11 protein-coding genes and 1 pseudogene are annotated in these 13,737 nt (G+C 72.6%); 7 read left to right on the forward strand and 5 right to left on the reverse strand.

Annotated elements, in window-relative coordinates; translation table 11 throughout:
* Window positions 1-18: 18 nt before the first annotated feature.
* The 5 genes and pseudogenes from ACIA8K_RS01885 to ACIA8K_RS01905 all read right to left on the reverse strand — a co-directional run bounded on the left by ACIA8K_RS01885 (window position 19) and on the right by ACIA8K_RS01905 (window position 7,657).
* Window positions 19-3,348: an error-prone DNA polymerase gene (locus ACIA8K_RS01885; protein ID WP_396053871.1), complete on the reverse strand. Its 3,330-nt coding sequence runs from the start codon at window positions 3,346-3,348 to the stop codon at window positions 19-21.
* A 790-nt stretch (window positions 3,349-4,138) separates the two neighbouring features.
* A pseudogene (locus ACIA8K_RS01890) lies at window positions 4,139-5,602 on the reverse strand (DNA polymerase Y family protein); the annotation flags it as partial.
* A gap of 7 nt (window positions 5,603-5,609) precedes the next feature.
* Complete coding sequence (locus tag ACIA8K_RS01895; protein WP_396053873.1) at window positions 5,610-6,359, reverse strand: hypothetical protein; 750 nt, start codon at window positions 6,357-6,359, stop codon at window positions 5,610-5,612.
* Between the two features lie 127 nt (window positions 6,360-6,486).
* Window positions 6,487-6,939 (reverse strand): SAV_6107 family HEPN domain-containing protein, encoded by a 453-nt coding sequence (locus ACIA8K_RS01900; protein WP_396053875.1) that lies wholly within the window; start codon window positions 6,937-6,939, stop codon window positions 6,487-6,489.
* Window positions 6,940-7,309: 370 nt separating this feature from the next.
* Complete coding sequence (locus ACIA8K_RS01905) at window positions 7,310-7,657, reverse strand: ArsR/SmtB family transcription factor (protein WP_396053877.1); 348 nt, start codon at window positions 7,655-7,657, stop codon at window positions 7,310-7,312.
* Between the two features lie 133 nt (window positions 7,658-7,790).
* Here ACIA8K_RS01905 and ppgK point away from each other — a divergent pair, with 133 nt between their 5' ends.
* The 7 genes from ppgK (at window position 7,791) to ACIA8K_RS01940 (ending at window position 13,735) form a co-directional block, all read left to right on the forward strand.
* Window positions 7,791-8,525 carry a polyphosphate--glucose phosphotransferase gene (gene ppgK, locus ACIA8K_RS01910; RefSeq protein WP_396053879.1) on the forward strand — a complete coding sequence of 245 codons (735 nt, stop codon included), beginning with the start codon at window positions 7,791-7,793 and terminating at the stop codon, window positions 8,523-8,525.
* Between the two features lie 7 nt (window positions 8,526-8,532).
* Complete coding sequence (locus tag ACIA8K_RS01915; RefSeq protein WP_396053881.1) at window positions 8,533-9,579, forward strand: zinc-dependent alcohol dehydrogenase family protein; 1,047 nt, start codon at window positions 8,533-8,535, stop codon at window positions 9,577-9,579.
* Window positions 9,580-9,649: 70 nt separating this feature from the next.
* Window positions 9,650-10,714 carry a S1C family serine protease gene (locus tag ACIA8K_RS01920; protein ID WP_396053883.1) on the forward strand — a complete coding sequence of 355 codons (1,065 nt, stop codon included), beginning with the start codon at window positions 9,650-9,652 and terminating at the stop codon, window positions 10,712-10,714.
* 77 nt (window positions 10,715-10,791) lie between these two features.
* Window positions 10,792-11,619 carry an FAD:protein FMN transferase gene (locus ACIA8K_RS01925; protein WP_396053885.1) on the forward strand — a complete coding sequence of 276 codons (828 nt, stop codon included), beginning with the start codon at window positions 10,792-10,794 and terminating at the stop codon, window positions 11,617-11,619.
* A gap of 61 nt (window positions 11,620-11,680) precedes the next feature.
* Window positions 11,681-12,304 carry a monooxygenase gene (locus ACIA8K_RS01930; RefSeq protein ID WP_396054480.1) on the forward strand — a complete coding sequence of 208 codons (624 nt, stop codon included), beginning with the start codon at window positions 11,681-11,683 and terminating at the stop codon, window positions 12,302-12,304.
* Window positions 12,305-12,326: 22 nt separating this feature from the next.
* Window positions 12,327-12,881 (forward strand): GNAT family N-acetyltransferase, encoded by a 555-nt coding sequence (locus tag ACIA8K_RS01935; RefSeq protein ID WP_396053887.1) that lies wholly within the window; start codon window positions 12,327-12,329, stop codon window positions 12,879-12,881.
* Window positions 12,881-13,735, forward strand: a complete 855-nt coding sequence (locus ACIA8K_RS01940) for a carotenoid biosynthesis protein (RefSeq protein WP_396053889.1) — start codon at window positions 12,881-12,883, stop codon at window positions 13,733-13,735. Before ACIA8K_RS01935 ends, ACIA8K_RS01940 begins: the two co-directional genes overlap by 1 nt.
* Window positions 13,736-13,737 lie beyond the last annotated feature (2 nt).

Raw genomic sequence — 13,737 nt, forward strand, 5'->3', positions numbered from 1 at the left:
TTACGTTGCATGTGTCGATCACCGAAAGTCCCGGGACGGCGGCGACACCGGCGCCTCCACCGCCTCCAGACGGTCCGCGACCAGGTTGAGCACGCCCTCGACCTTCTCCAGAATTCCGCGCACGAGCAGCGCGGAGCTGGTCCGCGCGGCGCGCCGGTACCGCGCCCACAGCCCCGGCGAGCAGGTGACGTTGAGCATTCCGGTCTCGTCCTCCAGGTTGATGAACGTGACGCCACCAGCGGTCGCCGGCCGCTGCCGATGCGTGACGATGCCGCCGGCAAGCACCCGCCGCCCGGACTCGACCTGCTTGAGCCGGGCGATCGGCAGCGCGCCGGCCGCGGTCAGCCGGTCCCGGATGAACCGCACCGGGTGCGTCTCCGGGGAGAGGCCGGTGGCCCACACGTCCGCGTAGAGCCGGTCGACCGCCTCCATGCCGGGCAGCGGTGGCGCGTCCGGCGCACCCATCGGCAGCCGGTCCGGGCGGTCCTGTGCGGCGGCGCCGGCGGACCAGAGCGCGGCGCGCCGGTCCAGCCCGAACCCGGCGAACGCGTCCGCCGTGGCCAGCGCCTCAAGCTGACCCGCGGTGAGGTCCGCCCTTCTCGCCACGTCGGGCATGTCACGGAACAGGCCGCCGGAGTCACGGGCCTCCTGGATGCGCTGTGCCACCGGCAGGCCAAGCGACCGCACGCTCGACAACCCCATCCGTACCACCGGGCCGCCCAGACCCCAGGTGTGCGGTGGCGAACCAGGGCCGCCGCCACCCCAGACCGTGCGCGCGGTGGACTCAAGCGTCGCGGTCGCGTCGCTCAGGTTGATGTCCGGGCGGCGCACCTCCACGCCGTGCCGCCGCGCATCGTCCACAAGCGACTGCGGCGAGTAGAACCCCATCGGCTGCGCGTTGAGCAGCGCGGCGCAGAACGCGGCCGGGTGGTAGCGCTTCAGCCACGCGCTCGCGTACACCAGGTAGGCGAAGCTCATCGAGTGGCTCTCCGGGAACCCGAAGCTGGCGAACGCGGACAGCTTCACGTAGAGGTCGTCCGCGAGCGCACCGTCGATGCCACGCTCGGCCATGCCCGCGTAGAGCCGGTCCTTGAGCCGGCCCATCCGCTCCTCCGACCGCTTGGAGCCCATCGCGCGCCGCAGCTGGTCCGCACCGGCCGCGTCGAAGCCGGCCACGTCGATCGCCAGCTGCATCAACTGCTCCTGGAAGAGCGGCACGCCGAGCGTCTTCTCAAGCGCGTTACGCATCAGCGGGTGCGGGTAGGTGATCGCCTCCTTCCCGTTCTTCCGCCGAATGTAGGGGTGCACAGACCCGCCCTGGATCGGCCCCGGCCGGATCAGCGCCACCTCGATCACCAGGTCGTAGAACTCCCGCGGCTTGAGCCGGGGCAGCGTGGCCATCTGCGCGCGGCTCTCCACCTGGAAGACGCCGACCGAGTCCGCGCGGCAGAGCATGTCGTAGACCTCGGGGTCGTCCAGCCGCATCGCGCTCAAATCAAGATCCAGTTCGATCATGTCGTACGCGTAGTGCAGCGCGGACAACATGCCGAGCCCGAGCAGGTCGAACTTGACCAGGCCCACGCTCGCGCAGTCGTCCTTGTCCCACTGCAGCACGCTCCGGCCCGGCATCCGCCCCCACTCGACCGGGCAGACCTCGATCACCGGGCGGTCGCAGATGACCATGCCGCCGGAGTGGATGCCGAGGTGCCGGGGGAAGGTCTGCAGCGCGTTCGCGTACTCGATCACGTGCTCCGGGATCTCCTCGACGTCCTCGGGCGCGACCGAGCCCCAGCGGTCGATCTGCCTGCTCCACGCGTCCTGCTGGCCGGGCGAGAACCCGAACGCCTTCGCGATGTCCCGCACCGCCGACCGCGGCCGGTAGGAGATCACGTTCGCGACCTGGGCCGCGTGCTCCCGGCCGTACCGCGTGTAGACGTACTGGATGACCTCCTCCCGCCGGTCCGACTCGATGTCCACGTCGATGTCCGGCGGGCCGTCCCGCTCCGGCGCGAGGAACCTTTCAAAAAGCAGCCGCCACCGTACGGCGTCCACGTTCGTCACCCAGAGCGCGTAACAGACCGCCGAGTTCGCCGCCGAGCCCCGGCCCTGGCAGTAGATGTCGTTGCGCCGGCAGAAGTCCACGATGTCCTGGACGATCAGGAAATATCCGGGAAAGTCGAGCTTTTCTATCATGTCCAGCTCGCGGTGCAGCTGTACGTAGGCGTCCGGTGCGGCTTCCGGTGGGCCGTACCGCTTCAGCGCGCCGCGCCAGGTCAGCTCGCGCAGCCAGCTCATCTCCGTATGCCCGTCCGGCACCGGATAGTCAGGCAGCTCCGGCGCCACCAGATTCAGGTCGAACGCGAGGTCCGCCGCGAACTCCACGGTCCGCTTGACCGCGCCCGGGAAGTGCCGGAACCGCGCCGCCATCTCCGCGCCGCTGCGCAGGTGTGCGGTCGCGGCCGGCGGCAGCCACCCGTCCATCTCGTCCAGGCTGCGCCGCGCCCGCACCGCCGCCAGCGCCGTGGCCAGCCGCCGCCGTCCCGGGGTCGCGTAGTGCACGTTGTTCGTCGCCACGGTCGGCAGCCCTCGTTTCGCCGCGAGTTCGGCAAGCGCCTCGTTCCGCACCCCGTCGAACGGGTCGCCGTGGTCGATCAACTCCACCGCCACGTTCTCCGCGCCGAAGTTGCGCACCAGCCGGTCCAGCTCCCAGGCCGCCGCCTCGACCCCGTCGGTGAGCAGCGCGGACGGCACCGTCCCCTTCCGGCACCCGGTCAGCACCAGCACGTTCCCGGCCAACTCCGCCGCGACCGCCTCAAGCGACCCGTAGTCCGGCCGGCCCTTCTCCCCGCCGCGCAGATGCGCCCGGCTGATCGACGACGCGAGACGCGCGTACCCCTCCGGCCCGTGCGCCAGCACCAGCAGGTGCTCACCCGCCGGATCCGCCTCCCCGTTCTGCGGACCCGGCAGATCCAGCGACAGCTCCGACCCGAAGATCGTCGGCAGCCGCAACTCCTTCGCCGCCTCCGCGAACCGCACCACCCCGTGGAAGCCGTCATGATCGGTCACGGCCAGCCCGGTCAGCCCGAGCCGTACCGCCTCCTCCACCAGCTCCTCCGGATGACTCGCCCCGTCCAGAAAGCTGAAGTTCGTGTGACAGTGCAGCTCCGCGTACCCGACCTCTCCTTCCCCCCGCTCGATCCCCTCCGGTGCCTCGTACCCGCGCCGCTTCCGCGTCCACGCCGGCGAATCCCCACCGTCCGGCTCCACCGCCAGCGGATCCACCACCCACCCGCCGGACAGCTTCCGCTCCAACTCGGACCACGGCACATCCGGATTACTGAACCCCACCCTGTCCCCCGCCCACGAGCCACGCCCTTCTCCGTACGTCGGCCCGGTGTTCTCTTTTCGCGTTTTTCAGCTCAACGGCTCTCTCCGCAACGCGCCGTTGCGTCAAGCCCTCCGACAGCACTGGTACGGGCACGTCGGGTGCCGGGAGGGCGCGCGGGTACGCAGGGCTTGACGCAACGGTGCGTTGCGACGATGGCCGTTGAGCTGAAAAACGCGAAAAGAAGACCCTGGGCCGGCTGAGCGGACGTAAGGATCAGTCATAGAGCGCCTCCACGAACCAGTGGCCGCCTGCCAGGGAGAGCAGGAGTGCAGTGCCGCCGCCCAACGCCACCTGGAATCGGACGCGGCGGTGAGCCTCGGCGGGTGCCCACCAGCGCTCGTCGACCGGCCACGGACCGGCCCAGGCGACGATCTCCATGGCAGGATCACCTCCGGCTGTCAGGCAGGCAGCAGAGTCACCTGCGGTTGTCAGGCGGGCAGGACCGCTGGCGGCAACCAGGCGGGCGGGGTCGCCGCTGAGCTCCAAGCGGCCGCTGACCCGGACCTCCTGACCCGACCCGTCGTAGACCACAGCCCGGCAGGGCTTCACCGGCACCAGCGCGGGAGCGGGGGCGAGCAGGCTGCCGGGCCACCCCGGCTGCGCCCGCCTCCGCGGTGTCCTCTTCGGAACAGCAGAAGAAGCGGGTGCCACGACGTTCGCCACCTCGTTCCCCGTCGGGCGAAGCCGTAGCACGTCGGCCAACCCCTGGTGCGGAACGGACATCGACTCGACCGCCTTGACCTGCGGCAACGCGGACACCACGGCGAGCCGCGGCGGCGAGACGTCCGGCACAGCCTGGACCGGAGAACCGGCCGTCGCAGCCTGGACCGGCGGATCGACCGGCGCAGCCTGGACCGGCGGCGGAGACGGCGGTGAGGAGGCCGGGAGGAGGCCGGCGGGGATGGGCTGGGGCGGCGGCTTGCGGGTACGGCGGCGAGAGACCGGGGCCGGAGCGGGGGTGAGCGGGCCGGGGCGGGCGGGGGTGCGTTCGTCGCCCCAGGGGATCAGCGTGACGGCGTCGGCGGGGGAACGGCCGCCGGACAGGACCGGCGTGATCACGGAGTCCGGGCCGAGGAGGCCCTGGACGCGGCTGAGCGCGCGATGGGCGCGGCGGCGTTCCTCTCCGGTCTCGCCCCAGAGGCCGGGTTGCAGGCCGGCGTGGGCGAGTACGCCCTCGGGGGTGAGCGTGAGGCGAATGATGCCGGACGTCGGGCGCGGCGGCGCGGGAGGCAGGCCGGTGGCGGGGCGGCGGCTGGTGCCGGAAAGCCAGCCGTCGAGCTGCCAGCGGACGCGTTCGGCGATGGCGGGCGCGGTGAGCAGGCCGTCGTGGCGCCAGACGCGGTGCAGCTCCTCGCCGCGCTCGGTGACCGCGGTGATGCCGAGCCGGGTGCAGGCCAGGCCGCGGGCGGCGAGGCGGTCGTGCAGGCTCTCGGCGAGCGTGCGGGCGGCGAACGCGGCCACGTCCACCCGGTCCAGCGGCTCGTCGTAGGTGTCGGTGACGTCCAGGTCGGGGGGCGGCTGCCGGATCGCGAGCGGGCGGTGGTCGCGCCCGGCCGCGAGCCGGTGGGCAAGCGTGGCGTCGAAGCCGAACCGGGCGAGCACGTCCGCGGCGGGCAGCGCGGCGAACGCGCCAAGCGTGCGGATCCCGAGCCGGCGCAGCATGTCGGCGAGCGGCGGGCGGTCGAGCGTCTCCACGCCCAGGCCGGCCAGGAACGCGGGGGTGTCGCCGGGCGGGACGATGACGCCGCGCCGGGCCGCGAGCCCGGCCGCGAACGTGCCGTCCGCGATGCCGGCCTGCGCCTCCACGCCGTAGGACGCGGCGACGTGCTCGACTATCACCTCGGCGGCCTGCTCCTCGCCGCCGAAGTAGCGGGCCGGGCCGCGGGCGGCGAGCGCGCAGGCACCGGGGCGCAGCACCTCGACGCCGGCCGCCTTCTCCTCGACAGCGGCGACGACCGGCTCGAACGCGCGTGCGTCCCGGCTCTCGTCCCACTCCACCACGGTCAGGCCGGGGCAGCGGCTCTCCGCCTCCCGTTTGCGCAGCCCCCGGCGGACCCCCTCGGCGCGCGCGGCCTCGCTGCACGCGATCACCCGGTTGGATTTCAGCACCGCCACCGGCCCGGTCGCGGGCACACCCTCGACGATCTCGGCCGCGGCCACCGGCCAGTCCGGACACCACAGCAGCAGCGTCCGCAGCGCATCGACACCGCTCATGCCGGGGTCACGGCCCGACAAGCGCGAGCGGCGGCCGGCCGGTGGAGGTGCCGGGCGGATCGACGAGCGTGACCGTGGTGGCGCCGGGGGTGCCGGCGACGGCCGCGGTGAAGCGATCGGACGCGGACGGCAGCCAGATGCGGATCTCGCGGGGGCGGGCCGCGGCGCCGCGTCCGGTGGCGGAGATGGTGAGCCGGCGGCGGGTGAGCCGGCCGCGGCCCTGGCCGAGCCCGTCCCAGCGGCCGTCGGTGACCTGCAGGGTGACGTCCGCGCCGGTCCAGGCGCCGTAGGTGACGAGCACGCTGCCGCGCTGCCGGGCCCGGGCCGCGAGCCGGTCGGTGACCACTGTGGAGACGCCGTCCGGCGCGGCCGCGACCACCACGTCGACGCCGTCGATCAGTGCGGCGACAACCGTCGGCCACTCGGGGCCGGGGTAGGGCACGAGGGCCAGCCGGTCCAGCGCGATGCCCGCCTCGGCCGCCGCGAGCACGCCCAGCGCGGGTACGCCGACCACCGCGCACCATGATCCGGCCCGGGACGCCTCGGAGAGCAGCGCCAGCATCAGTGAGGTGCCGCCGCCGGCCGGCCGGCCCGTGTCCACCGCGACGGTGCTTCCCCGCCGCAACCCACGATTAGGCAGTAATCCACTTAATTCGGGCACCACCGGCAACAGGCGGTGCGTACCGGACTCGCCCATCTCGCTGGCCGGCCGCACCAGCTGTGCCAGGGCAGACCCGAGCACCATCCGGCCCGCCATGTCACCCTCAGCTGTTCGATCTGTGTTCCCGGACCGCACCCCGCCGGCGGCCCGTCATGTCACCCGCATCCGTCCCGCCGGCCGCATCGCCGTGCGGGAGCCACCCGCACGGCGGAACCGGCTCCGGTCAGGCGGCGGCCAGGCCGTCGAGCGAGGGCTGGTGCGCGACGCCGAGCGCCGTCTCGATCACGGCCACGAACTGCTCGGCCGCGCGCAGCAGGTCGTCGGCCTCCCGTGCGGTGACCACCCGGGGGATGCCGGCCTCGGCCGCGGCCCGCTTGGAGGCACCGAGCGCGAAGTAGGTGGCCCACTCGCCGAGCTCCGGCGCGACAAGCACCAGCAGTTCCCAGACGCTTGTCACCCGGTTGCGCCGGGCGGGCGCGGGGCGGGCCCGGGCCGCCAGCACTGCCGCGGCGGCACGCAGCGCGGCGAGGTGAGCGGCCGCGTACCGCAGGCCGTCGGGACGGGTCTGGGCTGCTTCCTCCAGGCCGCGCCGGGCGATCGCCAGCAGCTGGGCCGGGGTGCGGTGCGGCAGCATGTGCGCCGGGACGGTGGGCACGTGGTCTGCGTTGCTCGCCATGAGTCTGACCTCTCCGCGTGGTAGTGACGCGACCTTTCTCCTGCTCACTGCTCCGGCCGATGCGCCGGCCGGACGCGCTGCTTCCCCACATCACATCCGGCCGGCACCCGCGTCGGCTGGCCCGCCGTCCGCCACCCGGGGGTCGTGGGTGGCGGACGACGGCCCTGCCTGTGTTGCGGACCCGGCTCGCGAGGGCCGGGAACCGCACGGTCTCCGCGGGACCGCGATCGGACCGGCGCCGCGAATCGCCGAACCCGATCAAGTTAGAACGGGTGTTCTAACTGCTTGAGACAGTACACCCCGGGTACGACAAAAGCGCAACGGTGCGAGGCCGAGCTGTTCCGGCCCGTGATCAGCGGGAAGGCGGAGCTCAGGAGGAGGAGTCGTCGTCCAGCCGGCGGGCACGGCGGCCGCGGGCCAGCTCGGTGCCGAGCGCGTCCAGCCGCTGCGTCCAGAACGCGCGGAAGTGCTCCAGCCACGCGTCCACCTCACGCAGCGGCGCCGGCTCGACCGCGTAGAGCCGGCGCGTCCCCTCCGCGCGCACCCGGGCGAACCCGTGCTCACGCAGCACCTTCAGGTGCTGGGAGACGGCCGGCTGACTGATGCCGAACTCGCCCTGCACGACCGCGCCGATCTCGCCGGCGGCCAGTTCACCGTCGGCCAGCAGTTCCAGAATCCGGCGGCGGACCGGGTCACCCAGGATGTCGAACGCGTGCACGCACCGAAAGTTAGCAAGACGTTCTTATATAAGTCCATGCTGAAACTCAGCCACGCCCGCACCGGTCCTCGTCAGGGGTTACTAGGCTGTGCTCGCAGGATCCACCTGACGCATTCGTGGGAGACAAGACATCGTGATCTTGGGTATCGACATCGGCGGCTCCGGCATCAAGGGCGCGCCGGTCGACATCGAGGCCGGCACGCTGCTGGCGGACCGTTTCCGGCTGGAGACGCCGCAGCCCGCGGACGTCGCGCGGGTGGCCGAATCGGTCCGCGAGGTGGCCGCGAAGTTCGGCGCACCGGACCGGGTCGGCGTGACCTTCCCGGGCGTGGTGGTGCGCGGCGTCACCAAGACCGCGGCGAACGTGGACAAGTCCTGGCTCGACGCGGACGCGGCCGGGCTGTTCACCGAGGCCATCGGCCGCCCGGTCACGGTGCTCAACGACGCGGACGCGGCAGGCGTGGCCGAGATGCGCTTCGGCGCCGGCCGCGGCGTGACCGGCACCGTGCTGATGCTCACGTTCGGCACCGGCATCGGCACCGCGCTCTTCGTCGACGGCACGCTTGTGCCGAACACCGAGCTCGGCCACCTGGAGCTGGACGGTGTGGACGCGGAGACGCGCGCCGCCGACCGCGCCCGGGAGACCGAGGATCTGTCCTGGCCGGACTGGGCCGAGCGGGTCGAGCGCTACCTGCGGCACATCGACATGCTGCTGCAGCCCGGCCTGATCATCATCGGTGGCGGCGTGAGCAAGAAGTCGGAGAAGTTCCTGCCGCACATCTCGCTGCGTACCCCCGTGGTCCCGGCCCAGCTGCTCAACAACGCGGGCATCATCGGCGCGGCCGCGCTGGCCGCCGAGGCCGTCTGACCGCGTCGTGCGAGCCGTCGTCTTCGAAGAGTTCGGCACCCGGCCGGAGGTGCGTGAGGTCGAGGACCCCGCACCACCGGCGGCCGGCGTGGTGATCAGGGTCGAGGCCACCGGTCTGTGCCGCAGCGACTGGCACGGCTGGCGCGGGCACGATCCGGACATCCGGCCGCCGCACGTGCCAGGGCACGAGTTCGCGGGCGTGATCTCGCAGGTGGGCACCGGCGTCACCGGCTGGGGACTGGGCGACAGGGTGACGGTGCCGTTCGTCTGCGCGTGCGGGCGGTGCGCCTCCTGCCTCGCCGGTGACCAGCAGGTCTGTGAACGTCAGACGCAGCCCGGATTCACCCACTGGGGCTCGTTCGCGGAGCTGGTCGCGATCGAGAACGCCGAGGTCAACCTGATCAGGCTGCCGGACGCGATCGGCAGCGCCGCGGCCGCGTCGCTTGGCTGCCGGTTCGCCACCGCGTTCCGGGCCGTGATCGCGCAGGGCCGGGTCACGGCCGGCGAGTGGGTAGCGGTGCACGGCTGCGGCGGCGTGGGCCTGTCCGCCGTGATGATCGCGCACGCGGCAGGCGCCCGGGTGGTGGCCGTGGACCCCTCGGCCGGCGCGCGCGAGCTGGCCCGGCGGCACGGTGCGGACGTGGCCCTGGAGGCGATGGCCGGCGAGGACGCGGTGGCCGCCGCGATCCGGGACCTGACAGGTGGTGGCGCGCACGTGTCGATCGACGCGGTGGGAAGCGCCGCGACCTGTGCGAGCTCGGTGCGAAGTCTGCGCCGCCGGGGACGCCACGTGCAGGTGGGGCTGTTGCCCGCGGTGTCCGGCGCCCCGGCCGTACCGATGGATCGGGTCATTGCTCTGGAACTTGAACTGCGGGGTTCGCACGGGATGGCCGCGCACGCGTATCCGCCGTTGCTCGAGCTGGTGACGTCCGGCAGGTTGCGGCCGGATCTGCTGGTGGCGGACACGATGGGGCTTGCGGAGGCGGCGGGCGCGCTCACCACGATGGATCGGCCGGCGGCGCCAGGCATCAGGCTTGTCGATCCGCGCCTCTAGGTCAACTGTCCTCAGATTACTCACAGCTGGGACCAAGGCAGAGCAGATCCTCGGGGCGCACGGTAATGACATGACCGACGCGATGCACAGCAACGAGCCCAGGACCACCACTCAGCGGTACGCCGAGGGCCCCGCCGCCTACCCGGCCAGGGATCTCTACGCGGCGCACCCGGCGACCGCCTACTCCTACGGCCAGGGTCATGTCCCCGCCGCCACGCTGTCGCCGCTCGGACTGCCCGCCGCTCCCCCGGCCCCGCCCGCGCCGCCGGTCCCGCCGTTCTACCCGCCGATTAACGGTGGCCCGGTGGGCGGCAACGGGCGCCCGCGCCGCCGTCGCCACGCGCTTGTCGCGGCCGCGTTCGCGCTCGCCATCGCGGCCGGTACCACCGGCGGCGTGATCGGCAACACGCTCGGCAACGACGGCCCGGCCGCCACCACTGCCGCGTCCGCCACCACCGCCGTCCCCGCCTCCACGATCACCTCGCTGAGCGGCGTGGTCGAGGCGGTCGCGCCGAGCATCGTGACGATCAACATCCAGAACGGGCAGAGCGCCGCGCTCGGCTCCGGCGTGATCCTCAGCGCGGACGGCCTGGTGCTGACGAACAACCACGTGATCGCGGACGGCGGCACCGTCACCGTGGACCTGGCGGACGGGCGCACCGTGTCCGCGACAGTGGTCGGCGCGGACGCGGCCCACGACCTCGCGGTGCTCCAGCTGAAGAACGTGTCCGGCCTGACCGCGGCCACGCTCGGTGACAGCGACGCGCTTACCGCAGGCCAGACCGTGCTCGCGTTCGGCAGCCCGCTCGGGCTGGAGGGCACGGTCACCTCCGGCATCGTGTCCGCGCTGCACCGGGAGACCACCGAGAACACCGGTGAGCAGCAGCCGCAGAGCCCGTTCGACAGGGTGCAGGACCAGCAGGGCAACACGCTCACCGACCTGATCCAGACGGACGCGGCGATCAACTCCGGCAACTCCGGCGGCGCGCTCGTCGACACCGCGGGACGGGTGATCGGCATCAACGTGGCGATCGCCACCACTGGCGATTCCACAGGAAACATCGGCGTGGGGTTCGCGATCCCGGTCAACACCGCGAAGGCCGTGGTCGAGCAGATCACCGGCGCCGCGGTCTGATCCCGGTGGCCCGCTCCGATCCGGCTGGAGGCTTGCCCCCTGTTGTGCCGGCGCCGGAGACGCATATCGTGTGCGGGATGAGCACCAGCACCCCTCCGCGGCGCGCCTGGGTGGAAGAGATCATGGGCATGCCCGTGAGCGTCCACCTGCGCGGCCCGGGAGTGGACTCCGACGAGGTCGCCCAGCACATCGCCGGCGTCTTCGTCGAGCTCCGGGCCGTGGACGCGATGTTCAATCCGGCGCTGGCCGAGAGTCAGATCGCCCGGCTCAACCGCGGTGAGATCGACTTCTCCAACTGCCACCCGGCGATCCGTACCGTGCACGGCCTCTGCGAGGAGGCGCACACGCGTACCGACGGCTTCTTCAACCCCTGGCTGCCGGACCCGGAGGCCAAGGGCGGTTACCGGTACGACCCGTCCGGCCTGGTCAAGGGCTGGGCGGTGCAGCGCATCGCGAAGCGGCTGACCGACCTCGACGGCCACGACCTGTGCCTGAACGCGGGCGGCGACGTGGTGCTGACCACCGTGCCCGGCCACCCGGTCTGGCGGGTCGGCATCGAGGACCCCGCCGAGCCGAACCGGATGCTCCGGGTCTGCGCGATCGCCACCGGCGCGGTCGCCACCGCCGGCCCCGCGCACCGGGGCGGACTGGTGATCAACCCGTACACCGGCAGGGACGCCACCGAGCTTCGGTCAGTGACAGTCGCCGGCCCGTCGCTGCTCTGGGCGGACGTCTTCGCGATCGCGGCCGCGGCCCGGGGCGCGGACGGGCTCGACTGGCTGCGGAGCCTGGACGAGTACGAGGCGCTGGTCGTGGCCGCGGACGGCACTGTGCAGACCACCGGCGGCTGGGACCGGCTGGTGCTCTCCACAAGCGATCCGAACCTCTACTCGCAGACCGCCTGACGTGCCGTCGCTGACCACGCTGCACGTGTGGCGGGTGCCCCGGCGCGCGCTCGGCGGCGCGATGCTCCGGATGGCCGTGGACCGCCGCCGCCTGCGCGCGCTACCAGGCGTGCGCTTCGCGAAGCTGCTCGGCACCGGGAGCGGGACCACGTTCGGGCCCGGCGACGCGGATCTCACCCGCTGGGTCGCGCTGACCGTGTGGGACAGCCCGGCGGATGCGGCCCGTTTCGACGCGTCGCCGACCGGGCGGGCGTGGGCGCGGCTGAGCACCGCCTCGGTCCGGCTTGACCTGCAACCGCTGCACAGCCGGGGCACGTGGTCCGGTCGTACCCCCTTCGTCCCGGAAAATGGTTCTAAAACGGACGGCGAGGTGCTGGCGTTGACCCGGGCCCGGCTCGCCCCCGCCCGCGCGCTCACGTTCTGGCGCGCGATCCCGCCGGTCGTCGCCGGGTTTCACGAGGCGGACGGCGTGCTGAACAGTTTCGGCATCGGAGAGGCACCGATCGGGTGGCAGGGCACCATCAGCGTGTGGCGGAGCACGGCAGATCTGCTGGAATTCGCGTACCGTCACCCGGAGCACCGCGCGGCGATCGCGCGCACGCCCACAGCCCGGTGGTATGCGGAGGAGCTCTTCGCACGCTTCGCGGTCCTGGAGGTGGCGGGCGAGCGAGCGGTGCTCGACTGATGGCGAAGGGATGCGGGGGACGATGAGGCTCGTGCCGTGGACGCCGGACGACCTGCTCCGCCGGATCGACGACGTGATCACCGTGTACGGCGAGGCGATGAACTACCGGGCCGAGCTGCTCGCGGCCCGTCGCGGCTACGTGGCGACGCACGCGCGCCGCCCCGGCTTCCGCGCGGTCGCCACGCTCACCAAGGACGGGCACGTCGCCGGCTTCGGGTACGGCTACACGTCCGCGACCGGCCAGTGGTGGCATGACCAGGTCCGGGGCGCGCTCGCCGAGCAGGATCGCAAGACCTGGCTGAACGACTGCTTCGAGGTGGTGGAGCTGCACGTCAGCCCGCCCGCCCAGGGGCACGGCATCGGCGCCCGCCAACTGCGCGCGCTGCTCACGCTGGCCGAGGGCGGCACCACGCTGCTCTCCACGCCGGAGGCCCCGGAGAAGGAGTCGCGCGCGTGGCGGCTCTACCGCCGGTTCGGCTACGTCGACGTGCTGCGCGACTTCTACTTCCCCGGTGACGAGCGCGCGTTCGCGGTACTGGGCCGGGAGCTGCCGCTTCCCGCCGACCATCCGCTGTGATGCTGCGCTGGATCCCGCTCGGCGTCCTGGTCCTGGCCCAGATCTGCTATCCGCTGACCCGCGGGGACGTCCGCATCGGGCTGACCATCGCCACGGTGGTGCTCGGCTTCGCGATCTCCGTCGCGCACGCGACCATCACCCGGGGCGTGCGCACCGGAGCCGCGCTGGTCGTGGTGGCCGCGGGCGGCGGGCTGCTGGTCGAGGCGACCGGCGTGCACACCGGATTTCCGTTCGGCGGGTACGACTACTCCGGCCAGTTGGGGCCCAAGGTGCTCGGCGTGCCGGTGATCATCCCGTTGGCCTGGGCCTGGATGGCGTGGCCCGCATGGCTCTCGGCCGGCCGAGTGGTGGCGTCTCCCCTGGCACGGGTGCTGCTGGCCGGCGCCGGGCTGGCCGCCTGGGACCTGTTCCTCGACCCGCAGATGGTGGACGCCGGGCACTGGTCCTGGGACTCACCTGAGCCGTCACTGCCGGGTGTACCAGGCATTCCGGTGACCAACTATCTGGGCTGGCTGCTGGTCGCGATCGTCATGGCAGGATTTTTATGGGTTTCTACCGATAAATCGGTAGATAGCGTGGCGGATGCCCCGATGTACGGCCTGTACCTCTGGACCTACGGCTCGTCGATCCTGGCGCATGCGGTGTTCCTCGGGCTTCCGGCGTCCGCGGTGTGGGGTGGAGCCGGGATGGCGGTGCTGGCCGTGCCGTTGGCGGTCACGCTTGTGCGCGCGCACCCGGCTGGAAGCAGCACCACCAGCGGCAGCACCACCGGAAGCGGGATCGGCACCGGGAACGGGGCCGCCGCCGGGGATGATCGTGCGCCCGGCCATGAAGCCGGCAGCCCCGCCCGCTGACC

Origin of the sequence: Catenuloplanes sp. NPDC051500, assembly GCF_044454585.1 — a bacterium.
GTDB lineage: Bacteria > Actinomycetota > Actinomycetes > Mycobacteriales > Micromonosporaceae > Catenuloplanes.